This is a genomic window from Legionella sp. JM-2024 (genome assembly GCF_055389095.1).
On the sequence record NZ_AP039388.1, the window covers coordinates 3,337,848 to 3,362,767 of the forward strand.

A 24,920-nucleotide genomic window follows, 5' to 3' on the forward strand; every position below is an offset into this window, starting at 1 on the left:
TTTTTATAAGTCACGCTGAATTTCAACTGTCTCAAACACTTCAATTAAATCACCAGGTTTTACATCATTGTAATTTTTTACACCTATACCGCACTCAAAACCTTGTCGTACTTCCAAAACATCATCTTTAAATCGTCTTAATGATTCTAATGTTCCTTCATAAATCACAACATTTGAGCGTAATACACGTATAGGATTATTACGTTTAACACTACCTTCAACCACCATGCATCCGGCAATGGCACCGATTTTGGGTGATTTGAATACATCGCGAACTTCGGCAATACCAATGATTTCTTCTTTAAATTGAGGGGCAAGCATACCTGTTAAGGCGCCTTTTATCTGATCCACAATATCATAGATAACACTATAATAATGAATCGATACGGACTCTTGTTCAGCCAAACGCTTGGCTGTGCCATCAGCCCTCACATTAAACCCTATTAAAATAGCATTCGAAGCTATAGCTAGATGAACATCCGATTCAGTTATTCCACCTACGCCACTTGATATTACCTCTACTTTGACTTCATCTGTTGATAATTTAATCAATGCATCAGAAATTGCCTCTAGCGATCCTTGAACATCTGCTTTTAGAACAATATTCAATACCTTGGATTCTGTGGCTGTCATGTTTTCCATGATGCCTTCAATAGATGTTTTTTGACGTCTTGCCAATTTAACATCACGGAACTTGCCCTGCCTAAACAATGCAACTTCTCTGGCTCTTTTCTCATCAGAAACAACAACTGCTTCGTCTCCTGCATGAGGAATGGCTGATAACCCTAACACTTCGACAGGAATAGAGGGTCCAGCACTATCAACTAAATCACCATTATCACTAACTAATGCTCGAACACGTCCATACTGGAATCCTGCTAATAAAATATCACCCTTATGCAAAGTTCCACTTTGAACCAAAACAGTAGCGACAGGACCACGTCCCTTATCCAAACGTGATTCAATAACGACCCCTTTTGCAGCACCATCTGTCATAGCAGTCAATTCCAACACTTCTGACTGTAATAAAATAGCATCAAGCAAGTCATCAATACCCATACCTGCTTTTGCTGAAATATTAACAAACATGGTATCACCACCCCATGCTTCAGGTATCACTTCATGAACTGATAATTCATTCATAACTCGCTCTGGATCAGCATCAGGCTTATCCATTTTATTGATCGCAACAATAATTGGAACTTTTGCAGCTTTAGCGTGTTGAATAGCTTCTATAGTCTGAGGTTTAACACCATCATCAGCGGCTACGATCAAAATCACGATATCAGTTGCTTGCGCACCACGAGCTCTCATTGCGGTAAATGCCGCATGTCCTGGAGTATCTAAAAAAGTAATATTCCCTTTTGGTGTACTGACATGGTAAGCACCTATGTGTTGAGTAATACCACCTGCTTCACCTGCCGCTACCTTTGTGCGACGAATATAGTCGAGCAAGGAAGTTTTACCATGATCTACGTGCCCCATAATTGTAACAACTGGCGCTCTTGATTCGGTTTTAGTACCTTTTGAAATGGCTTCACCTAAACCAACCTCTATGGCATCTTCTTTGATAACTACTGGCTTATGGCCCATTTCTTCTACAACAATTATGGCTGTTTCCTGATCTATTACCTGATTAATTGTTGCCATGGCACCCAAGGACATCATAATTTTAATCACTTCAGCTGCTTTTACTGACATACGCTTTGCCAGTTCTGCCACAGTTACTGTCTCTGGAATATGCACTTCTCTAACTATCGGAGCAGTAGGTAATGCAAATCCATGAGTTAATGATTCTTCCGCTTCTCTGTATTTATCAGATTTTTCAGTACCCTTGCGCTTTTTGAATTTGCTGCGCCCACCGCGTCTGTGTGTATCCTGTTCCTCATCATCACGATCAAATGTTTGATATTTAGGTTTTTTCTTACCTTTTTTGAATTCGGAGATATCTGAGTCGGATTGCTCCAAATGTTTCTTTTTACTCGGTTTCTCAGATTTAATTTCTTCTTTTTTAGAAGCAGGTGTCACAATTTCAGAAACTTCAGCAATATCCACTAAAACATCAGAGTCTAATAGTGCTAAGGACTCTACTTTTTCTGTTTCTTCCTCTACGTTAATTTCCTGTTCACTCTTTGGAGTTTCTTTGACCTCTTCCTCGGCAACTGATTCCGTCACTGTGTTTTCTTCAGTCTCTTTCAACTCGGGAGTTTCAGCAGGGATTTCGCTAACTTCAGGAATCTCTTCATGAATCGGCTCTTCGACAACAGGAGATGCTACAGACTCTTCAATCTCGGGTTGTTCAGGAAGCGAACTTCTTTTTATAAAAGTTTTCTTCTTACGAACCTCAATATTTACCGTTTTCCCACTATGAATATCATGGCCGACAGTTACCTGTGACAGGCTTTTACGTCTTAAAGTTATTCTTTCGGGTGCAGCACTAATATCACGGCTGGAACTACCCTTTAAGTGATTAAGTAAGATCCGCTTTTGCTCTTCATTCACAGTCTGTTGATCATCAGTAAAAGATAATCCTGCTTCCTGTAACTGGTTCAATAAGCGTTCAACCGGGATACCAACGACTTGAGCTAATTGTTTAACCGTCACATCCGCCATATTTTAATCCCCTCTCAGCAACTTTTTATAAAGCTGAATATATTCTAAATACGTCTAACACCATGTTAGTGAATTTATGATAACCATGTTTTATTGAAACCATGGTTCTCTTGCTTTCATAATTAAAGCACCTGCCTTTTCTTCGGTGATGCCATCGACTTCCATTAATTCATCTACAGATTGCTCTGCCAGTTCCTCCATTGTCGTAATTCCTTTACTTGCTAATTTATTTGCCAAATCCTCTGTCATTCCATCCATATTTAACAGTGATTCATCTGGAGTACCTGATAAACCTTTACCTGAAGAAAGCGCCATAGTTAATAGTTTATCATTTGCTCTATTCCTTAACTCTTCAACTATCTCTTCATCAAACTCTTCAATAGCCAACAGCTCTTCCTTTGGAACATAAGCGACTTCCTCAAGGGAAGAAAATCCATGAGCCACCAATAATGATGCTATTTCTTCATCAATTTCCAGAGCGTTGGTAAATAGATTAACTATTTTACCGGATTCTTCCTGATTCTTATTTTCAAACTCCTCAGCGGTCATCACATTTAATGTCCATCCTGTTAATTGACTGGCTAAACGCACATTTTGTCCATTTCGACCGATTGCTTGTGATAGCTGCTCTTTTGTCACTGCTAAATCCATAGTATGGGTGTCTTCATCAACAACTATCGATGTTATATCTGCTGGAGCCATAGCATTGATAACTAATTGGGCGGGATTATCATCCCATAAAATGATATCAACTCGTTCACCACCTAGCTCACTTGAAACAGCCTGGACTCTTGCACCGCGCATACCGACGCAGGCACCAATGGGATCAATGCGTCCATCATTGGTTTTCACAGCAATTTTCGCTCTGTTTCCAGGATCACGAGCAGCGGCTTTGATATCTATTATGTTTTCACCAATCTCTGGAACCTCAATTCGGAATAACTCAACAAGCATTTCATTCCGAGTTCTGCTTACAAACAGTTGTGGTCCTCTGGCTTGTGGGGTAATTTCGTACAGATAGGCTCGAACTCTATCATTCGGGCGAAACATTTCATGAGGCAACATCTCAGATCGAGGCAAGAATGCTTCGGCTTTGCCACCCAAATCAATTATTATATTATCGCGCGTTACTTTTTTAACAGTTCCATAAACCAATTGCCCAAGCTTAGTGCGAAATTGATCGATTACCAATTCACGTTCAGCCTCACGCACTTTTTGCATAATTACTTGTCGTGCCGTTTGTGCTTCAATTCTTCCAAATTCTATAGAGGGAATAATTTCCTCAATTCGATCACCAAGAGCTACTGAGGGATTTCGTTCTTTTGCTTGATCCAATGTCAATTGGTGATCTGGATATTCTAATTCATCCTCATTAACTACATCCCAATATCTAAAAGTTTCATATTCACCCGTTTTAGAATCTATCTTTATGCGGACGCCTATATCCATTCCAAGGATTTTTCGAGTTGCAGACTCCAGTGCGGCCTGAATGGCAAGTATAATAACGTCTTTACTAACACCCCTTTCGTTTGATAATGCCTCAGCAACTAATAACAATTCTTTGCTCATCGTTCGCCTCTCTAGACTGTCAAATTCGCTTTCACAATATTTGATAAAAGCATTTCTTGATGTTCATTATTAATATCTAATACTATTGTACTCTCAGTTGCTGAAACAATAATACCTGATAATTTACGTTTTCCATTTACTGGCTTAAAAGTTTTAACCTCAATCTCATAGCCAATATAACGTTGATATTGCCAACTACTAAACAATGGCCGTGGTATCCCGGGAGATGATATTTCCAAACTATAATGGCCCGGAATAGGATCTTCTACATCAAGTAAAGCACTAACTCGTTTGCTAACCTCCTGGCAGTCTTCAATTCCTATTCCATCAGTTTTATCAATATAAATTCGTAATAATGAGTGTTTCCCCTGGGAAAGATATTCACAACCCCAAAGTTCATACCCCATAGCATTAATTGTTGGCTCTAAGAGCTTTATCAACTCATCTTTAATCATAGTATTTACAAACAAAAAAAGGGCGCACTCGCCCAAGCCTGATAACTGACTTAGATTCTGACAGTATCCAATTCAACATAATAAAAAACCCCATAAATGGGGTTTTAAAATATTGGTAGCGGGGGCAGGATTTGAACCTACGACCTTCGGGTTATGAGCCCGACGAGCTACCAGGCTGCTCCACCCCGCGTCAACTGAGGCCAAGTATACTGGGACTTGAGCTCCTAAGCAAGTACTTTTACCAAAGTTTATGAATTAATTCGCAAATGCATTGATGCATGCGGCAATAAGCGCGCCTGGAAAAATTCCTAAGTAGAGTAAAGAGAGGCAATTAAGAGAATACACTATGGTATTACTTTTACTAATCGTTACTGTTTGTTCTTGTTCTGGCTGATCAAAATACATCACTTTAACAATACGTAAATAATAATAAGCTCCAACTACAGTAAATAACAAACCCACTACAGCTATCCAGGTCATATGTGCATCAACTAATGCTTTTAAAACCAGTAGTTTTGTAAAGAAACCAACGGTTGGTGGAACCCCAGCCATTGAAAACATAACCAACAACATCATAAATGCCAGCCATGGATTCCTTTTGTTCAAACCTTTCAAGTCATCAATATTATCAATTTCCATTCCTTGGTTTGACATTAATACCACCAAGCCAAAGGCTGCAGCCGACATGATGGCATATACCAAAATATAATACAAAGCGGCTGCATAGCCAGCAGTGCTCGCTGCTAATACCCCAAACAAAGAATATCCTATATGTGAAATGGCTGAATAGGCTAGCAAACGTTTAATTCGGGTTTGCACTACTGCAAATAAATTACCCAAACCAGTGGATAGTAAAGCCATGACTAAAATAATTTGCTGCCATTGAGAAGTAATATCAATTAATCCAATAGTAAGCAATCTAAGTGCCATACCCAAAGCAGCAATCTTTGGAGCCGTACTAATGAATAGGGTTACGGAACTTGGTGCACCCTGATACACGTCTGGAGCCCACATATGAAATGGAACGGCTGCCAATTTAAATCCAACTCCTGCCAATATAAATACCATCGCAAAGGTAAAAAGCGTATTTTGTTGTTGCCAGTTTACAGCAATTGCATTAGCTATATCTAACAGATCAAGTTTCCCTGTAGCGCCATAAACTAACGACATTCCGTACAGCAACATACCTGAAGCAATGGCACCCATCACAAAATATTTCATTGCGGCTTCAGAGGCATCGCTATCTGTTCGGCGAATCGCTGTCATAGCGTACAAAGGTAATGACATTAATTCCAATCCCAAATAAAGAGATAGCAAGGAATGAGCTGATACTAAAGTCATCATACCTAAAGTTGAAAAAAGTCCTAAAACATAGTAATCACCCGAAGGCATCTGACGTTCATCAAGATAGCTTCGAGAGTATATAAAGCTTAGTAATACTGTGATATCAATGAATAATTTCATCAAATGGCTTATGTCATCACTTATAAATAGTTTATTAAATATAAGTACTTTAAAAGTGCCTATAAAGAGGTAACTGACTAATGCTGATATCACAATTCCGGTACATGCGATAATAAAAGCGATTGATTTGAATTTATGACGAAAAAACAAATCAGCTAGCAATGCCAAGCACGCTGTAAACAAAATAATCATTTCTGGAATTGCTACATGGGTATTTTCAAGTAATGTCATCATATTTAACCTTGCTACGGAGCCTGATTGCAATTAAATACATTCATAGTCCTTTGTTACAATTTTGATTTATCTGCTAATGCTAAAGTATGACTTACAGTTTGGTGCACAAACTCTAACATCGGTTTTGGATAAACTCCCAGTGCGATAACCATTAACGCAAGCAATACATAAGCACTTAACTCGAAACCTGATATATCTTTTAAAGCAGCTACCTTATCATTGGCGATTGGGCCAAATATAACTCGTTTATACATCCATAATGTGTATGCTGCTCCAACAATCAGGGTTGTTGCGGCCCAGAAAGCGACCCAAAAACCAGCCTTTATGCTTCCTAATATAACCATAAATTCACCAACAAATCCGGATGTTCCTGGCAAACCAGCATTAGCCATAGCAAACAGCATAAAAAATGAAGCAAATATTGGCATAGTGTTAACTATTCCACCGAAATCAGCAAGAAGTCTTGTATGCATACGGTCATAAATAAATCCTACCCCGGCAAACATTGCGCTTGAAACAAATGCATGCGATATCATAACTACGATCGCACCCTCCAGGATCAAACCAGCATTACTTAATCCAGTTTGATGTGCGATGGTGAATATTGCAAAACAACCCAGGGTTACAAATCCCATGTGTGAAATAGAAGAGTAAGCAATAAGCTTTTTCATATCCTTCTGAATAATGGCCACTAATCCTATATAAACCACTGCAATTAAAGATAGTGCGACCATCAACGGAGCATATTTGCTACAAGCATCTGGCACTATTGGAAGAGAAAAACGAATAAATCCGTAAGCACCCAGTTTTAGCAAAATTGCCGCCAGGACTACTGAACCTCCAGCTGGGGCTTCTGTATGAGCATCTGGCAACCATGTATGAACAGGGAACATTGGTATTTTTATTGCGAACCCTAAGAAAAAAGCAATAAAAATCAATGTTTGCGCAGTCATGCCTAGTTTAATGGCATAAAAAGTTTCAATCTTGAATGATCCCGCAATATAGCCCATATACAAAAAGCTCGCTAACATAAGAACCGAGCCTAAAAAAGTATATAAGAAAAATTTAATTGCAGCGTAAACTCGATTATCAGATCCCCAAATACCTATAATCAGATACATTGGAATCAAAGTCGCTTCCCAAAAAATATAGAATACGATGGCATCCATTGCAGAAAACACACCGACCAATAATCCCTGCATAATCAAAAAGGCTGACAAATATTGAGAAACCCTTTTATTAATGCTGTCCCAGGTAGCCAGTATTACTATTAAATTAGTAAAAATGGTTAAAACTATTAGTAACAGAGATAGCCCATCAATACCAAGGCTATAATTAATACCTAATGCTGGCATCCAAGGAATTTCTTCCATAAATTGCATGCCAAAAGATTGCAAATCAAATCCTGTTACTAATGGCAAACAAAGCAACAAACATAGAAGCACGGTGAACAGTGTTAAATAACGCGATACATTAGGATTTTTATCATCACCCGTCAGTAGAACAAAAACCCCGCCAAGTATCGGTAACCAAATTAATAAATTGAGCAAATAATGCATACCTTCACCTTATCTTCAGCCCAGGATCAACCAGCACAGAAAAGCTAATAATCCTAATACCATTACTGTTGCATAATGATAGAGATAGCCGCTTTGTATATTTCGCCCCTTTCCAGAGAACCAGCGAATCAGGCGTCCACTACCATTGACTACCGCACCATCAATTAATTTCTGATCGCCAATTTTGTAAAAGGTTTGTCCTAACCCTCTTGCGCCTTTCACAAAAACCAAATCATTAAAGCGATCAAAACCATATTTATTTACTAAAATTGAATAGACTATTGCAAAATACCGAGCTAGGAAACCTGGAAAAGCTGGAAAGGCGATGTAGCAAACCCAGGCAATAACTGCTCCTAACACGGTAATCCAAAATGTTATTGAATAGATGGAGTGAATTGCACTTTCAAATGGGGAGGTTACTTCATGAGCAAGCTCCGCCAAAACATTATGTTCAGGCAAAACAAAAATTGATGAGCTTAATAAGCTAGGTGTATCAAACAGCATCGGCATGTAAAGTATATATCCTAAAATTATTGATGGAATAGCCAGCAAAACTAAAGGCAACCAGACTACCCACGGAGACTCATGAATATGGCTCAGGTTATGCTCGTCCATTCGTGGTTTACCATGAAATGTCATAAACAATGATCTGAATGTGTATAGAGCTGTAACCATAGCACCGACTGTGACGCAGAAATAGGCATAACTACTTCCTGGTATCTGAGAAAGTTGTGCCGCCTCGATGATAGTATCCTTCGAATAGAAGCCAGCAAAAGGTGGAAATGCACACAGTGCCAGACCACCTATAAGAAAGGTTACATAAGTAATAGGCATTTTGTTCCACAAACCACCCATTTTTCGCATATCTTGTTCATGGTGCATACCTATAATAACCGAGCCAGCGCCGAGAAATAATAAAGCCTTAAAGCAAGCGTGAGTAAGCAAATGAAACATACCGGCACTGTATGCTGAAGCGCCCATTCCAACCATCATATATCCCAATTGCGATAAGGTAGAATAAGCTACTACACGTTTAATATCATTCATGACCAGAGCAAGTATTCCGGTAAATAATGCGCCTGTTGCTCCTATCACTAATACAGTACTCAATGCAGGCGTTGACAGTTCTATTAATGGGGAAATGCGGGCAACCATAAAAACGCCAGCTGTCACCATGGTTGCCGCATGGATCAGAGCAGAAATAGGGGTAGGACCCTCCATGGATTCAGGTAACCATACATGCAATGGAACTTGTGCCGATTTCCCCATAGCACCTACAAAAAGCAACAAGCAGATTACAGTAATTAATGACCATGAGTAACCGCTGAATAGTTCTATATTTTGGCTTGCTAAATAGCTTGCACTACCGAATACTTTTTCATAATCGAGGCTTCCAGTATAAGCAAAAATTAATCCTATTCCTAATACAAATCCAAAATCACCTACACGATTTACAAGAAATGCTTTCAGGCTGCCCTCTATAGCAGATTCTTTCTGATACCAAAATCCAATTAGTAAGTATGAGACAAGTCCTACGCCTTCCCAACCAAAAAACAATTGTAAAAAGTTGTTTGCACTAACCAACATCAGCATCATAAAAGTAAATAGCGAAATATAGCTAAAGAAACGTTGATAACCATCATCATCAGCCATATAGCCAATACTATAAACATGAACTAGTAAGGAGATAAAATTGACTATAACCAGCATGACCACACTTAAAGGATCGACTAAGAAACCAATGTTAAATTCATAAGGAATAAGAGTGCCGCCACTGGCCCACTGATAAACAAGGCTACTTGTATTAGGTATCAGCCCAGAGAATACGCCCCACGCAAGAATAATTGAAAATATAAATGAAACTGTCACACCTAAAATGGTTACTGTGTGGGCGCCCACCCTACCTATTTGGTTGCGAAAAAATCCTGCTATAACAGAACCAATAAGAGGAGCCAAAACAATTACTAAGCAAATTTGTTGAATACTCACGATCTTAACCTTTTAAATGATTCATTTTGTCAACGTCTATATTGCCTCTATTTCTATAAAGCAACATCACTATGGCCAAACCAATTGCTGCTTCAGCAGCAGCTACAGTTAAAATGAAAAAGACAAATACCTGCCCACCTATTTCGTTATAGTAGTGAGAAAATGCAACAAAATTTGTATTTACTGCCAGTAGCATTAATTCAACACAAACAAGTAATAGAATAATATTTTTGCGATTGAGCATAATACCAACAAGGCTCAAGCCGAATAAAATCACGCCTAATATCAAATAATCATAAACAGGTATCATAAGGATGTTCCTCAATAACTATTTCTCTGGTTTCATACTGATTAACTCTACTCGTTCTGATCTTCGAGTCATAATCTGCTGAGTAATGTCTTGTCGTTTAGATCGTATAGCACCTCTATGCACCAGAGTAATTGCTGAAACAATTGCTACCAACAAAAGAACTGCTGCTATTTCAAAAGCAAGAAAATAATCTGTATATAGAACCATTCCCAATGCTTCAGTATTTGAAATAGTACTTTCAGTTGGAATTGATTCGGTTTGAACCGATAAATCCATCAATTGTGAACTGGCACTCATGGGGTTTTCTTGACTTTGAACACTGGCTTTAAACAAATCTCCAGGAATAGCAATCATTAATAAGCCAGTCAATAAAGCCACTAAGATTAAACCAAATGGCAAGTACTTAATTAAATGACTTTTCATACTTTCTACATCAATATTCAACATCATGACAACAAATAAAAACAAAGTCATTACAGCACCGACATAGACCAGTATTAAAATTAATGCTAAAAATTCAGCCTCAGCTAAAATCCATAACACGGAGCTTGTAAAAAAGGTAAGTACCAAAAACAAAACACAACGGACTGGATTATTTTGACTTATTACCATTAATGCAGACACCAAAGTCAATAATGCAAATATGTAAAAAATTGTTTGTATTTGCCAATCATGCATAAATCACCCCGTCAACGATATTTTTCATCGGCAGCTCTGTCCGCTGCAAGTTGTGGTTCCATTAAATCGCCCACTGCCAATAATTTTTCTTTTGTCATAATGTTTTGGCCACGCTCACTGATATGATAATGATGGATTGGAGTTACAACTATTGAATCTACAGGGCAGGACTCTTCACACAATCCACAATTAATACATTTAAACATATCAATATCATAGCGAGTAGTGCGTCGAGACCCATCTTCCCTTTGCTCAGATTCAATTGTAATAGCCAAAGCGGGACATACTGCCTCGCATAATTTACATGCAATACAGCGCTCCTCACCGTTTGGATAGCGGCGTAATGCCAGCAATCCTCTAAATCTGGGAGAAAGTGGCGTTTGTTCTTCAGGAAATTGCACTGTTATTTTTTTCCTGAAAAAATACTTCACTGTTACCCATAAGCCTGCTAACAGTTCCAACAATAAGTATGTACGAACATAATGAATTATATAGTGATATGCTTTTTTCATTGGCTTCTCTTCTAACCGTCAAAACCAGGGTTTAACATGAGCAACCACCATCAAGGAAGTTACTATTAACCAAACTATGGTAACAGGGATAAGTACCTTCCAGCCTAAACGCATAAGCTGGTCATAACGATATCGAGGGAAAGTGGCTCTTACCCACAAATACACAAAAAGAAAGAAACTAATTTTTAGAAGGAGCCAAACAAATCCCGGTACTACAAAAAAGATTTGATCAAGAAACGAAATACCCTCGAAAGGTGATAGCCATCCCCCCATAAACAGGAGTGCCAAAACTGTAGAAATCAAGATCATGCTAGCGTATTCAGACAAGAAAAATAAAGCAAAACCAATACCAGAATATTCCACATGAAAACCAGCGACTATTTCTGACTCTCCTTCTGCCAGGTCAAAAGGCGCTCTGTTGGTTTCAGCAATACCAGCGATCCAGAATACTAAAAATAGAGGCAGCAATGGTATAAACCACCAGTGCAAAATACCGCCTTTTTGAGAAAAGACTATATCACTCAAATTCATGCTTCCAGCGGCCAATAACACACCGACCAAAGCAAAACCCATAGCGATTTCATAGGAGACTGTTTGAGCGGTACTTCGCAATGCACCAAACATAGCATATTTAGAATTTGATGCCCAACCTGCGATAAGAACCCCATATACCCCTAGTGAACTCATAGCAAACAAGTACAGAACACCGGCATTGATGTTTGCCAAAACGACACCTTCCTGAAATGGGATTACAGCCCAGCCCACTAATGAGGGCACTAATGCAAAAAGAGGGGCAATAATAAAAAGGTATTTGTTTGATCGGGTAGGAACTATTATTTCCTTGGTTATCAACTTGAGAAGATCAGCAAATGGTTGTAACAAACCTTTTAAGCCAACTCTATTAGGGCCTATACGGACCTGAATATAGCCAATAACTTTACGCTCTGCATAGGTTAAGTAAGCAACGCAAAGGAGTAAAGGTACTACTATCACAAGAATTTTAATAATAATCCAAATTAATATGCCAATATTATGAAGCATTTTTATACCTTTCTAGCGCTTTATTGTTATTGCTGCAAACGAGTGACCGAGGTCTACTGTCTCTGGCATTGCATTTGCTACCCATATAACATCCGCTGCAATGCGCTCATCACGTTTTAGCGGCAATGTTATCTCAATATCTCCCTGAGATACAGTAGCAATTTCTTCTAATTTCAACTTGTCTGCTGTTGAAGGGTGAATCCTTATACAAGCTGAGTCAGATGCGGCACATAATTGTAGTTCTTTTGAATTCCTTACAATAGCATCTATTCTGTAAAGAGGCCACTCTCCAACTCTTACTAATGATTGATTAATAACAGGTAATGATTGCGGGTAATAAGGTTTATATTCATGCTCCATTGTCATGGCCACACACTCTTTTATTTCAGACAAAATGTCTTCAGTCGATGTGTAATCAAACTTTTTACAATGAAATAAGTTCCCCAAAACTCTTAAAACCTTCCAGGCAGGCCGAGATTCGCCAAATGGTGGCATAGCACCTTTTACCGTTTGCCAAGTATTATCAATGTTGATATAGGTCCCTGATGTTTCGGAGTAAGGAGCAACGGGTAAAATCACATCCGCATAATCATGCATGGATTCGTGATTATATGCTGATAACATCACAACAAATTCAGCAGCTAACATAGATTGCCTAGCCCCGTATGGATTTGCAAAATCATAGCCAGGCTCGACACCCATAAGAAAATAGCCCTTTAATTTAGCATTTAATGCCTCTTGCACATTTAAGCCAGGTTCGATAACTGTTTTTCCCGCTACTGTTCTATGTGGCAGCATACCAGCTACACATGCACCGGCGCTGTTTGCTCCATTAGTCAATCGTACGAGTTTGGCTCCACTTAATTTTTGAATGACCGAAATTAAGGTACGTAGTAATGATGACTCAGGATGATTTTCACTTATTGCACCTGTGATCAAACAAGCTTTTTCGTCTTTTAACGATTTAGCTATTTTTTTGGTTTGCTTATCAACCTCCAGGCCTATTAATAATTTTTGCACTTCCTCTGGAAGAGTTGTTAAATCGGCTGTAAGGGCTAATGCTAATTTAGCTAATTGCATGGGCATTTCGATAGGAGAAATTATAATGCGATCAGTCAAATCAAAATGGTAATCGAAGTCTACAGGATTAATCGCATAAACTTTTGCCCCATTGCGAAATGCCTTTCTTACTCTGGTTCCAGCTAAAGGCACTTCTCTATGAATGTTGCATCCTATTAACACGATAGTATGTTGATGGTCTATTTCCGCATAGGGCAGTGTACTTATTGGTGTTGTAGGGAGATGTGCTTCATCTCTAAAATCAGTTTGTTGTAAACGATGATCTATATTTTGAACACCAATATCTCTCATCAATTTTTGTAGCAAATACATCTCTTCTAAAGTAGAAGAACTGGAAGCGAAAGCTGCCATTTGTTCTGGGCCAGATTGTTTGATAACTCGGCTGATTCCTTCTGCAGCAAATTTCAATGCAGTTTCCCAATCAACTGTTTCCCATTGGCCATTTCTTTTAATTTGTGGCTTGCTTGCCCTGGAACTTACATTTAATCCTAAATAGCTGAATCTATCTCTATCGGAAAGCCAGGTTTCATTAATTGTTTCATTTTCTCTTGGCACAACACGCATTAATTTATTATTTCTAGTATGAATATGAATATTCGAACCTAAACAATCATGCGGTGCTACACTATCATGTTGAACCAATTCCCAAGCTCTGGCTTTAAAACGATAAGGCTTGGAAGTTAAAGCACCAACAGGACATAGATCGATAATATTCCCTGATACTTCCGATGTCATACTGTGCTGTACATAAGTACCAATCTGCATTTTTTCGCCACGACCAGTGGCTCCCAATTCTCTTACACCCGCAATTTCCTCACCAAAACGAACACATCGTGTACAATGGATGCAACGAGTCATTTCAGTGGAAATCAGGGTTCCTAAATTTTCGTCATCGACTGCGCGCTTGGTTTCTGTATATTCTGATTTGTCTTCACCAAATCCCATTGAAATATCTTGTAGCTCACATTCACCGCCTTGATCGCAAATAGGGCAATCTAATGGGTGATTTATCAATAGAAACTCCATTACCACATTTTGAGAATGTATAGCCTGTTCTGATTTGGTGAAAACCTTCATCCCATTTGTGATAGGAGTTGCACAAGCAGGAACAGGTTTTCTGCCATTCTCCACTTCAACTAGACACATACGGCAATTTGCAGCCACTGATAGTTTTTTATGGTAGCAAAAACGTGGAATATAGATTCCGGCTTCATCTGCCACCTCTATAATCATTTTACCGTTTTCTGCTTCAAATGTTTTACCGTCGATTTCAATAGTAGCCATGGTCTAACCTTCTCAATTATGCTGCGACGATCGAGCGTTTATGCTTTATGAAATATTCAAATTCATCATAGAAATGTTTAACAAAACTCTGTACAGGCCAAGCTGCAGCCTCACCTAGCGCACAAATGGTTCTTCCCTCTATGTTATTCGCCACATTAACTAATTTCTCCACATCTCCCGGTTCACCATGACCGTTTTTAATTCTATGCAATAATCTTACTAACCAACCAGTGCCTTCACGACATGGGGTGCATTGCCCGCAAGACTCATCCATGTAAAACTCAGAAATACGGTATAAAGCGTCCACCATACAGGTGGTTTCATCCATAATAATGACTGCGCCTGAACCGAGACCTGAACCTGCCTTTTGTATACTGTCATAATCCATATCCAACCCAAGCATCACATCACCTGGGAGCACTGGCATAGAAGAACCTCCTGGAATTACAGCCTTTATTTTTCGCCCTTTAATGACGCCGCCCGCCAAATCAAGCAACGTTTTAAATGGAGTACCTAAAGGAATTTCAAAATTACCTGGCTTGTTAACATGCCCACTGACACTAAAGCATTTTGCCCCGCCATTATTAGGCTTACCCAATTTTAAAAACCATTCCCCACCTTTTTCCATAATAACTGGCACAGAAGCAAATGTTTCTGTGTTATTTATCGTTGTGGGTTTACCATATAGCCCATAATTGGCTGGAAAGGGTGGTTTAAAACGAGGCATTCCCTTTTTACCTTCTATAGAATTCAGTAATGCCGTTTCTTCCCCACAAATATATGCGCCCGCACCCAAATGATTATAGAGATCAAAATCAAGCCCGGATCCCAGTATATTTTTACCGAGCAACCCGGCATTGTATGCTTCTTTTAATGCCGCTTCAGTACGCTCAAAAGGCAACCAAAACTCACCTCTAATATAGTTGTACCCAACGGTTGCACCCATAACATAACCAGCTATAGCCATTCCCTCGATCAATTGGTGAGGATTTAAAGCAAGTATTTCTCTGTCTTTGCAAGTACCTGGCTCACCCTCATCAGAATTACATACTACATATTTCTGTACAGGAGAATTTCTATTCATAAAACTCCATTTTAAGCCAGTTGGAAACCCAGCGCCTCCTCGTCCACGCAAGGCAGAAGTTTTTAATTCTTCAATTATGAATTGAGGTGATGTTTGTTCTTTTAAAATTTTTCGCCAGGCACTATAGCCGCCAATACTTTCATAAGCTGATAGCGACCAGGGTTCTGGTAAATGAAATGTTCGATAACAAACTTGATTTAGTTCAACCATGGCAACCACCTTTATTTTCTATGGGTACTGTTCCAACACTTTATCTATAGATTCAGTGGTCAGATTTTCATGATAATCTTTATCGACTTGCATCATTGGTGCATTAACACAAGCTCCCAAGCATTCAACAGATCTTAAAGTAAATCGACCATCCTCTGTTGTATCACCCAATTTAATGCCTAATTTTTTTTCTAAATGCTCAACTACACCTGCTGAATCTCTCAACATACAAGATATGTTCGTACAAACATTAATTAGATGTTTCCCAACAGGTTTGTGTTCATACATTGTGTAGAAACTCGCTACTTCATAAACCGCAATAGGCGGCATATCAAGATATTCAGCTACCGCATTCATTAATTCAGTTGTTAAATGGCCATGTTCCTCTTGCACTATTCGAAGAGTACTCATTACTGCTGATTGCTTTTGATCGTCCGGATATTTCGCTATCCAGAGATTAATTTCTCGCATACGCTTTGCTGGCATAAATTGATGTAATATTTTTGCTGAATTATCAGACATTTTGAAACCTTTATCTCGTTTATTATCTCTTACGCACTCTCAATAAACATGTCGTTAATTTAACGATCTATCTCTCCAAATACTATATCTTGACTGGCTAATATAGCTACACCGTCAGCTAACATGTGGCCTCTTACCATTTCATCAAAACTTGATAAATGAGCAAAACCTGGAGCTCTTATTTTCATGCGATAAGGTTTGTTAGCACCATCTGAAATCAAATAAATACCAAATTCACCTTTAGGAGCTTCGACAGCAGAGTATACTTCACCACGAGGCAAACAAAAGCCTTCAGTAAATAATTTAAAATGATGTATTAATGCTTCCATATCATGTTTCATTACTACTCGACGGGGCGGGACTATTTTATAGTCATCAACTTTTACTGGTCCAGGATGTCGTCTTAACCACTCAATACATTGTCTTATAATTCGATTTGATTGCCTCAATTCCTCAACTCTTACAAGGTATCGATCATAGCAATCTCCGGTTTTACCTACCGGGATATCAAATTCAACCTGGTCATAAGCAGCATAACTTTGTTTCTTACGTAAATCCCATGCAATGCCCGAAGCTCTTAACATTGGTCCAGTAAATCCCCATTGAAGCGCATTTTCAGGTGAAACAACACCAATATCTACCGTACGTTGTTTCCATATGCGATTGTTCGTTAGCAAAGTTTCATATTCATCTACACATCGAGGAAATCGTTCAGTAAAGTCCCAAAGAAAATCCAAAAGACTTCCTTGACGATTGGAATTCATTTTTTCAACTTCTCTTTCATTATGCCATCTTGATGGTTTATATTGGGGCATAGTATCCGGGAGATCTCTTGCTACACCCCCTGGCCTATAATAAGTGGCATGCATACGAGCCCCTGAAACTGCTTCGTAGCAATCGAACAAATCTTCTCGTTCTCTAAAACAATATAAAAATACAGTCATTGCACCAATATCCAGTGCAGTAGCGCCTAACCACAAGAGATGATTCAATATTCGCGTTACTTCATCAAACATAGTGCGTATGTATTTTGCTCGCAATGGGGGTTCAATTCCCAATAATTTTTCCATCGCCATGACATAAGCGTGTTCGTTACACATCATGGATACATAATCCAATCTGTCCATGTAACCAATACTTTGGATGTAGGGTTTTGTTTCAACCAGTTTTTCGGTAGCACGATGTAATAACCCAATATGGGGATCGGCTCGAACGATGGTTTCACCCTCAAGTTCAAGTACAAGCCGTAGAACACCATGCGCCGCGGGATGTTGCGGGCCAAAATTTAAGGTGTAATTTTTTAATTCAATCATTTTTCGCTACCCTCATTACCTATGTAGCGGTTATCGTTGCGAATAACCTTGGGAACTACAATTCTTGGCACGATATCTACAGGGGCATATATTACCTTTTGCAGTTTTGCATCATATCGCATTTCCACTTCCCCGCTGAGTGGAAAATCCTTACGAAATGGATGACCTATAAATCCATAATCAGTCAATATACGTCTTAAATCAGGATGGCCTTCAAACAAAATACCATACAGATCATAAGATTCTCGCTCAAACCAATTAGCAGCTTTCCATAAATGGTGAACCGAGGGAACAACTAAATGAGCTTCATCCACAAATAATTTGACACGTAGACGATGATTTTTTTTAGTTGATAGCAAATGGTAAACTACAGCAAATCGAGGTTTATTTAAGGCATAAGCTTTTGCCTCTTGACGCTCTACTCCTCTTGAAAAACCATGTTCTGTAGCAGACTCAGTCTCCCAGTCGTAGTCACCATATTGCAAATAATCCACACCGCATAGATCAATCAATTGATTGAAAGAAAACTCTTCTCTATCTCTCAATTCAAGCATTATAGGCAATAAATTTTGTACTTCACACTCAATGGTTACTTCACCATAAGCGGAACTCAATTCGGTTATGTGATTTGCTAAATCAGTTTGTAGTTTTTTAACCAAATAGTCATTTTTTGTCATCTAATTGCACCCTTGATGATGAGCTTATGCTTCTAAAACAGGTTTCCGCCTGATTTTATTCTGTAATTGGATAATGCCGTATAATAATGCTTCTGCTGTCGGTGGACAGCCAGGAACATACACATCGACTGGTACGATGCGATCACAACCCCTAACTACTGAATAAGAGTAATGATAGTATCCTCCTCCATTGGCGCAAGATCCCATAGAAATAACCCAGCGCGGCTCTGGCATTTGGTCATAGACTTTTCGGAGAGCTGGGGCCATTTTATTGCATAAAGTTCCTGCAACAATCATGACATCTGATTGCCGTGGACTAGGGCGAAAAATAACACCAAACCTGTCCAAATCATAGCGTGCTGCTCCAACATGCATCATTTCCACAGCACAACAAGCCAAACCAAAGGTCATTGGCCACATGGAGCCACTACGCGCCCATCCGACCAGTTTTTCGACCGTAGTCAACTCAAACCCTTTTTTTTGTGGTTCTGCAACCGCCATAGTTCGCCTCTAAGCAGTTAAATATTAATATTGTTAACGTGTGTAACCATCATCATGACAATATAAAAGCATGACATTGATCATCGTTTTACCAGCAAGCCACCAGGTTTCGCAAACATAGCCAAGACTATCATGCTGTCCTCAAAAGTTTGAGGTTTTATACTGGCTTGTAAAACATCTTTTATTTACCCTAATGGTGGCTAAAACCAAAAATTCCATCAAATTTCTTAAAGGAATGAAAGAAAATTATTCCCACTCTAAAGCGCCTCTCTTCCATTCATATATGAAACCTATCACCAACAACCCAAGAAATAACATCATAGCGCAAAAACCAAACCATCCTATTTTACGTAAAGCCAAAGCCCATGGAAAAAAGAATGCCGTTTCTAAATCAAAAATAATAAATAGTATGGCGACCAGATAAAATCGCACATCAAACGGAATATGAGAACTTTCAAATGCACCAAACCCACACTCATAAGGAGAGTTTTTAGCACTATCAGGATTATGCTTGGAAAGCAGTGATCCAGCTCCTATCATTGCCACTCCTAAAACCAAGGCAACGATTATAAAAATGAGAACGGGTAGATATTGAAATAGCATCAGTTCTCCTTGCTCGATTTAACATGGTGCCGAAAGCCGGACTCGAACCGGCACGGCTTGCGCCACCGCCCCCTCAAGACGGCGTGTCTACCAATTTCACCACTTCGGCATAATTAATTTGATTCTTACCTTGCTATCTATAGTTCATCATAAATAGCACCCCTAAGACATTACTTCTTTATAGCTTATTTTTTATTATTTTCAACCGGTACAGGAACTGAATTTACAGGAACACTAGTTTGTTGAGGGATAGCTAGTTGTTCTGTTTTTTGGTGCTGTGTAGAAACTAAATACGACAGCATTAAGCTAGTGACAAAAAATGTCATTGCCAAACCGCCTGTTAATTTAAACAAGAACCCGCCAGTACCTTGGCTTCCAAATAAAGTATTCGATGCTCCAGAACCAAATGCAGCACCAATATCAGCACCTTTTCCATGCTGAATAAGAACCAAGCCAATTAAAATTACGGCAATTAACACATGAATCATTAATATCAGTTGATACATTTCACGATGTCCACAAATTGTTTTGCATTCAATGATGCTCCACCGATCAACCCTCCATCAATATCGGGCATGGAAAATAATGCTTTTGCATTATTTTCATTAACACTGCCACCATATATGAGTGTTAAACGCTTAGCATCACTATCATTTATTTCTCTAACCAGACTTCTAATGAACTGGTGAATTTTTTGAGCTTGTTCAGGTGTTGCAGTTTGACCTGTACCTATAGCCCATACAGGCTCATAAGCTACTACGCAATCACTAAAACAATCTTTTCCTCTTGCACTCACTGCAAGCAACTGTCTTGCAATGACTTGTTCTGTCCTGCCACTTTCCCTTTCAATCAGCGTCTCACCAACGCAAAGAACGGGTATCATACCATGATCTTTTGCATGGTGGAATTTTTGTGCTACAAAATTTTCATCTTCGTGAAAATACTGCCTGCGCTCTGAATGTCCTACCAATACATATCGACATCCAAAATCCTTTAGCATTGGTGCCGATAGTTCACCGGTATAAGCACCAAAATCCTTTGGATAGACATTTTGTGCGCCCACCGCTATTTTTCCCTGACCAAAACTGTCTTTTACCAGAGGTATATATATACTAGGAGGAATCACTACAACTTGAGCAGCACTATCAAAATTAAATAGCGCTTTCATTTCAGAAGCTAATTGGGTAACTTGTTGAATTGATCCATTCATTTTCCAATTACCAGCAACTATCTTTTGTCTCACACTTCCTCCAATAGTTTTCAACACAGGCATCAATCTATTTTTTATTACGAAGGTTTATAATACCAGCCTATGGTAAGCCGCTGTGGACTATACCGAAACTTCACTCAGATGTGTAGCTTTATCTTATGTTTTTTTTCAGAATTATTTATTCATTTTTTTTGCATAAATTACATTTTTCTACTTGCTTAGTCGCTTTATTTCGATAGAATCCTAAATGACTTAACCAGGAGGGTTTTACAATGAACGAAATCATACTGCATTTAATGAATGAAATCTCTACCTTAACTCCGCCAATCAACCCTTTAAATTTAAAACAAATATTTAGTTCTACCCCGCTACCAGAAGAACAAGCCCCAGTAGAACTTGAACTCCAGTTTAATCTGTTATTATCACTTAAAAAATATGCAAATGAATATTCCAATTTAACAGCTGAGCTTGAAGAACACAAAGAGAAAAAGCTAAAACTTGATGAATTAATGAAAAAAGGGGATGAGCTTCAAAGAAAAATTTCTGAAATAGCCAAAGCAATTGAACTAGCTAAAAAAGAGATTGCACCTCTGTATACAGAAATTGAACCAAAGGCCAACGAAGGTTTGTCCAGACAAGATCCATTGGCTGTTCCTTATAACTTTCCAGAATATGGAGGAGCGCAAAAGTCAGTTGTAGTTAACCACTATAGTTACCTTTTCAAATCCATTAAAGAAATAGACACTCACAAAGCAAAAGTAAAGCTGGTGCTACTTAAAAATCAATTTGATGGTTTGATACAAGATTTATCTAATTTAGGTATCGAATGCCGTACAGAAGATACATTAGATTCTTTTCAAGAAATTATAAATTCAGTTGAACGGGAAACAGCAAAATTAACTCGTCTCTCTGAAAGCTGGGATGAATTGCAAAAACGATTTGCCAAACAATTATCCGCATCGGCTATTAGTAAAAAGGAATCTGAATTAAATCAAGAAATTGAAAACTCAACTGAAGTTCAAAGGAGTATTGAAACTGCAATAACTACCCACCCCATCGCTCAAAATTTAAAAGAGGATTTAACCAAACAGTTTCAAGACAGCAGTAATGTGCCCGAGCTAATACAGCAACATGAAAGCAAAATTGATGGAATTTTCTCTCTGGGTGGTTGGAGTGCCTGGTATTCGAATCCTCAATATAATGAGGAGCAGCAAAAATTTAAGGACTCCGTCAGCTACCTGAAATTATTGGAACAACAAAAAGCCTTGAAAGTAAAGCACGAAGATTTTTTAAGACAGCAAGAATTATTAGTAAAAGCTTTACCCGAAGCACCATCTAATGAAGAAGATAAACAAAACCTCCAAAAATTGGTATCCGATGCTATTAGTCTGATCAATGATATACCAATAAATGATATACCAACATTTTCTTTATCCAGTGATCTTTCTTATGAATCTTCAGCTGCTGATTTTTATTTATCACTACTCATGAACATGCCTCGTGTTTTGGAAAAGCGTGATTTAAATTTACAGGCACTGAGTAAATATAGAGAGTTGTCTTCCCTTAGTAAACAAATAAACCAATTAAGAAACGAACATGATTTGTTAACAACTATGGATGACCAGCTTCCAAATCTACAAGAAGCCGAAAAAAATAAGGATTCTTTGAATACTGAAGATCCGCTGAAAGATGATTTACAAAAGCAAGTTATTTTATGCCAATCCTATATTGAAGCTGCGAAACAAATTGATCTTCTGCTTAAGGACCATGGGCTGGCTACCAGTGAAGCAAAAGTTCTTATTAAGCAATTGCAATTGTCTTCAAATCAACTGCTAAAAAAAGAAAACATAACCTCTATTGAAAAGGATTTATCTTCTCTTGAAAATCAAATCCAACCACTTGTGTCTGAATTAAATAAATTACCTCTACCTAGTCTAGTTAAGGAAAGAATTGACTCTTCAGTGGAAAAACAGACAGTAACAATAAACGAAGAAATATCAGTTGTCGTGAAATCAACTCAACCTACCCAATTGATTCAGAAAGATACTGACTCTCCCATAGAGAAACAGCAAAAGGAGAAAGAACTGGAAGTACCCGTTGTCGTAAAATCAACTCAACCTACCCAATTGGTTCAGAAAGGGACTGACTCTCCCATAGAAAAACAACAAAAAGAGAAAGAACTGGAAGTACCCGTTGTCGTGAAATCAACTCAACCTACCCAATTGGTTCAGAAAGGGACTGACTCTCCCATAGAGAAACAGCAAAAGGAGAAAGAACTGGAAGTACCCGTTGTCGTGAAATCAACTCAACCTACCCAATTGGTTCAGAAAGGTACTGACTCTCCCATAGAAAAACAACAAAAAGAGAAAGAACTGGAAGTACCCGTTGTCGTGAAATCAACTCAACCTACCCAATTGGTTCAGAAAGGTACTGACTCTCCCATAGAAAAACAACAAAAAGAGAAAGAACTGAAAGTACCCGTTGTCGTGAAATCAACTCAACCTACCCAATTGGTTCAGAAAGGGACTGACTCTCCCATAGAAAAGCAGCAAAAGGAGAAAGAACTGGAAGTATCCGTTGTCGTAAAATCAACTCAACCTACCCAATTAGTTCAGAAAGGGACTGACTCTCCCGTAAAAGAACAGCAAAAAAAGAAAGAACTGGAAGTACCCGTTGTCGTGAAATCAACTCAACCTACCCAATTGGTTCAGAAAGGTACTGACTCTTTAGTTGAAAAACAACAAATAGAAAAAGAGCAAATAATGCAAGTTGATGTAAAATCAACGCAGTCTGATCCATTAAGACCATTAACCCCTGAAGTAGTTACCTCCAGGAAACCAAAAGGTTTACCATTATCGCACTCAGAGCCCAAAGGCCATAATGAATCATCAGAAGACAATTTGTTATCCTTTTTTGATGAGGCAGGTAATCAAATTAGTATCTCTTCAGAAGAAGATTCTGAGTTGCTTACCATTGAGAATGAACAGAAAAGAGTAAACCCCCATTTTGGCCCTGATCCCAAAATCATGGTATTGCCCCCCTCCTCTAACCTATTCAAACAAAAATTAAATTCATTCCATATACAAAACTTGGAATGTATAAAACAACATCCAGAGGAAATACAGCTGTGGTATAAGGACTTACATGAGACAATTCAGAGCTCTTCTGTAAATGAGATTTTAAGGCTTAAGGCACTCCATCTTTTAAAGGACATCTTGTTTGAATTAAAAAATAAGAAGGACTTAGCCGTATTACTGGCTTATAAGCGTCTGTGTCCTAATCCAGCACAAGATCTAAATAACCTTCTCAGTTTAAAACCTGCTCTGCCTATTCTTGATGAGCCCATCGATGAAGAGCAACAATTCACTAATTGGCCCGAAGAATTACAAAAACTTCACCAGCAGTATATAAAATTGAAAACTGAACACCCCTTAGAGGCTGAATTATTCATTCAAGCGACACGTTCGCTTATTTCAATTAAACAGTTGATGGAGCAACCTAATTCTAAAATTTCAAATCAAGAGAACATACCTCTTATTACCAAAGATCCCCGATATGAGTCTTTAAAGCGCCATAGAGGGTTTATGAGAGTATGGGAATATTTGGAAGATTTTTTCAGAATGATAATCGGCAAGTTAAGAGGACAAGAAGAATATGAGTACTCCAAAAGACCTTGTTTTTTCAAAACAAGATCTGACAAGTTACTCGAGGAGGCTGATACAATGATTCACTCCATGATTCCAATAAGCAATTGAAACTAAAAAACTGGAGAGGCTATTGACAAGCCTCTTCAGCATTAACCTGACGCGCTTAAATAAATTCTCAGAGAGTTCATCATAGATACCGCAGAAAACCAGTAACCGTTCAGGGTATATATCTTGAATCCTGGTGGAATTCCATATTTATGACCAGGTTGAACGCATATGACATTCCAGTGATACAGCGTGAACAGTTACGAAAACTATGGTGCATACAATTTTATAGATCCTGGCAAATTAATTGTTAGCCGGTT

The 24,920-nt window shown here is 38.5% G+C and carries 19 protein-coding genes, 2 tRNA genes and 2 pseudogenes; 1 reads left to right on the top strand and 22 read right to left on the bottom strand.

Features of this window, described 5'->3' with window-relative positions; translation table 11 throughout:
- Window positions 1-3: 3 nt before the first annotated feature.
- The 22 genes and pseudogenes from infB to tpiA all read right to left on the bottom strand — a co-directional run.
- Window positions 4-2,025 (bottom strand): annotated as a pseudogene (infB, locus tag ACZ5EK_RS14620) (translation initiation factor IF-2); the annotation flags it as partial.
- Window positions 2,026-2,093: 68 nt separating this feature from the next.
- Window positions 2,094-2,613, bottom strand: a pseudogene (locus ACZ5EK_RS14625) (translation initiation factor IF-2 associated domain-containing protein); the annotation flags it as partial.
- Between the two features lie 90 nt (window positions 2,614-2,703).
- The gene (gene nusA, locus ACZ5EK_RS14630; protein WP_464430435.1) at window positions 2,704-4,182 is read right to left on the bottom strand and encodes a transcription termination factor NusA; all 1,479 of its coding nucleotides are present in this window, start codon (window positions 4,180-4,182) and stop codon (window positions 2,704-2,706) included.
- Window positions 4,183-4,193: 11 nt separating this feature from the next.
- A complete protein-coding gene (rimP, locus tag ACZ5EK_RS14635) occupies window positions 4,194-4,637 on the bottom strand; it encodes a ribosome maturation factor RimP (RefSeq protein WP_464430436.1) in 444 nt (147 codons plus the stop codon).
- A gap of 113 nt (window positions 4,638-4,750) precedes the next feature.
- Window positions 4,751-4,827, bottom strand: a tRNA-Met gene (locus ACZ5EK_RS14640).
- Window positions 4,828-4,892: 65 nt separating this feature from the next.
- Window positions 4,893-6,335, bottom strand: coding sequence for an NADH-quinone oxidoreductase subunit NuoN (gene nuoN, locus ACZ5EK_RS14645; RefSeq protein ID WP_464430437.1), 1,443 nt, complete (start codon window positions 6,333-6,335; stop codon window positions 4,893-4,895).
- A gap of 53 nt (window positions 6,336-6,388) precedes the next feature.
- Window positions 6,389-7,894: a complex I subunit 4 family protein gene (locus ACZ5EK_RS14650; protein WP_464430438.1), complete on the bottom strand. Its 1,506-nt coding sequence runs from the start codon at window positions 7,892-7,894 to the stop codon at window positions 6,389-6,391.
- A gap of 15 nt (window positions 7,895-7,909) precedes the next feature.
- Entirely contained in the window at window positions 7,910-9,883 is a 1,974-nt protein-coding gene (gene nuoL / locus ACZ5EK_RS14655) for an NADH-quinone oxidoreductase subunit L (RefSeq protein ID WP_464430439.1), read from the bottom strand.
- 4 nt (window positions 9,884-9,887) lie between these two features.
- On the bottom strand, window positions 9,888-10,193 hold the full coding sequence (gene nuoK / locus ACZ5EK_RS14660) for an NADH-quinone oxidoreductase subunit NuoK (protein ID WP_464425528.1): 306 nt from the start codon (window positions 10,191-10,193) through the stop codon (window positions 9,888-9,890).
- Window positions 10,194-10,211: 18 nt separating this feature from the next.
- Window positions 10,212-10,871, bottom strand: a complete 660-nt coding sequence (locus ACZ5EK_RS14665) for an NADH-quinone oxidoreductase subunit J (RefSeq protein WP_464430441.1) — start codon at window positions 10,869-10,871, stop codon at window positions 10,212-10,214.
- 11 nt (window positions 10,872-10,882) lie between these two features.
- Window positions 10,883-11,383 (bottom strand): NADH-quinone oxidoreductase subunit NuoI, encoded by a 501-nt coding sequence (nuoI, locus tag ACZ5EK_RS14670; protein WP_464425530.1) that lies wholly within the window; start codon window positions 11,381-11,383, stop codon window positions 10,883-10,885.
- Between the two features lie 18 nt (window positions 11,384-11,401).
- Window positions 11,402-12,424 carry an NADH-quinone oxidoreductase subunit NuoH gene (nuoH, locus tag ACZ5EK_RS14675; protein ID WP_464425532.1) on the bottom strand — a complete coding sequence of 341 codons (1,023 nt, stop codon included), beginning with the start codon at window positions 12,422-12,424 and terminating at the stop codon, window positions 11,402-11,404.
- A 12-nt stretch (window positions 12,425-12,436) separates the two neighbouring features.
- Window positions 12,437-14,788 (bottom strand): NADH-quinone oxidoreductase subunit NuoG, encoded by a 2,352-nt coding sequence (nuoG, locus tag ACZ5EK_RS14680; protein ID WP_464430442.1) that lies wholly within the window; start codon window positions 14,786-14,788, stop codon window positions 12,437-12,439.
- A 16-nt stretch (window positions 14,789-14,804) separates the two neighbouring features.
- Complete coding sequence (nuoF, locus tag ACZ5EK_RS14685; RefSeq protein ID WP_464425534.1) at window positions 14,805-16,082, bottom strand: NADH-quinone oxidoreductase subunit NuoF; 1,278 nt, start codon at window positions 16,080-16,082, stop codon at window positions 14,805-14,807.
- Between the two features lie 18 nt (window positions 16,083-16,100).
- Window positions 16,101-16,604: an NADH-quinone oxidoreductase subunit NuoE gene (gene nuoE, locus ACZ5EK_RS14690; RefSeq protein WP_464430443.1), complete on the bottom strand. Its 504-nt coding sequence runs from the start codon at window positions 16,602-16,604 to the stop codon at window positions 16,101-16,103.
- A 59-nt stretch (window positions 16,605-16,663) separates the two neighbouring features.
- On the bottom strand, window positions 16,664-17,917 hold the full coding sequence (locus tag ACZ5EK_RS14695) for an NADH-quinone oxidoreductase subunit D (protein WP_464425537.1): 1,254 nt from the start codon (window positions 17,915-17,917) through the stop codon (window positions 16,664-16,666).
- The gene (locus ACZ5EK_RS14700; RefSeq protein ID WP_464430444.1) at window positions 17,914-18,594 is read right to left on the bottom strand and encodes an NADH-quinone oxidoreductase subunit C; all 681 of its coding nucleotides are present in this window, start codon (window positions 18,592-18,594) and stop codon (window positions 17,914-17,916) included. Before ACZ5EK_RS14700 ends, ACZ5EK_RS14695 begins: the two co-directional genes overlap by 4 nt.
- Window positions 18,595-18,618: 24 nt before the next feature.
- Window positions 18,619-19,095 carry a NuoB/complex I 20 kDa subunit family protein gene (locus ACZ5EK_RS14705; RefSeq protein WP_464430445.1) on the bottom strand — a complete coding sequence of 159 codons (477 nt, stop codon included), beginning with the start codon at window positions 19,093-19,095 and terminating at the stop codon, window positions 18,619-18,621.
- A 246-nt stretch (window positions 19,096-19,341) separates the two neighbouring features.
- The gene (locus ACZ5EK_RS14710; RefSeq protein ID WP_464430446.1) at window positions 19,342-19,698 is read right to left on the bottom strand and encodes an NADH-quinone oxidoreductase subunit A; all 357 of its coding nucleotides are present in this window, start codon (window positions 19,696-19,698) and stop codon (window positions 19,342-19,344) included.
- 24 nt (window positions 19,699-19,722) lie between these two features.
- Window positions 19,723-19,807: transfer RNA gene (locus ACZ5EK_RS14715), tRNA-Leu, on the bottom strand.
- 76 nt (window positions 19,808-19,883) lie between these two features.
- Window positions 19,884-20,204: a preprotein translocase subunit SecG gene (secG, locus tag ACZ5EK_RS14720; protein ID WP_464425544.1), complete on the bottom strand. Its 321-nt coding sequence runs from the start codon at window positions 20,202-20,204 to the stop codon at window positions 19,884-19,886.
- The gene (gene tpiA, locus ACZ5EK_RS14725) at window positions 20,192-20,941 is read right to left on the bottom strand and encodes a triose-phosphate isomerase (protein WP_464430447.1); all 750 of its coding nucleotides are present in this window, start codon (window positions 20,939-20,941) and stop codon (window positions 20,192-20,194) included. The genes secG and tpiA overlap by 13 nt, the downstream gene beginning before the upstream one ends.
- 239 nt (window positions 20,942-21,180) lie before the next feature.
- Here tpiA and ACZ5EK_RS14730 point away from each other — a divergent pair, with 239 nt between their 5' ends.
- Complete coding sequence (locus tag ACZ5EK_RS14730) at window positions 21,181-24,663, top strand: Dot/Icm type IV secretion system effector LepA (protein WP_464430448.1); 3,483 nt, start codon at window positions 21,181-21,183, stop codon at window positions 24,661-24,663.
- The last annotated feature ends 257 nt before the right edge of the window (window positions 24,664-24,920 follow it).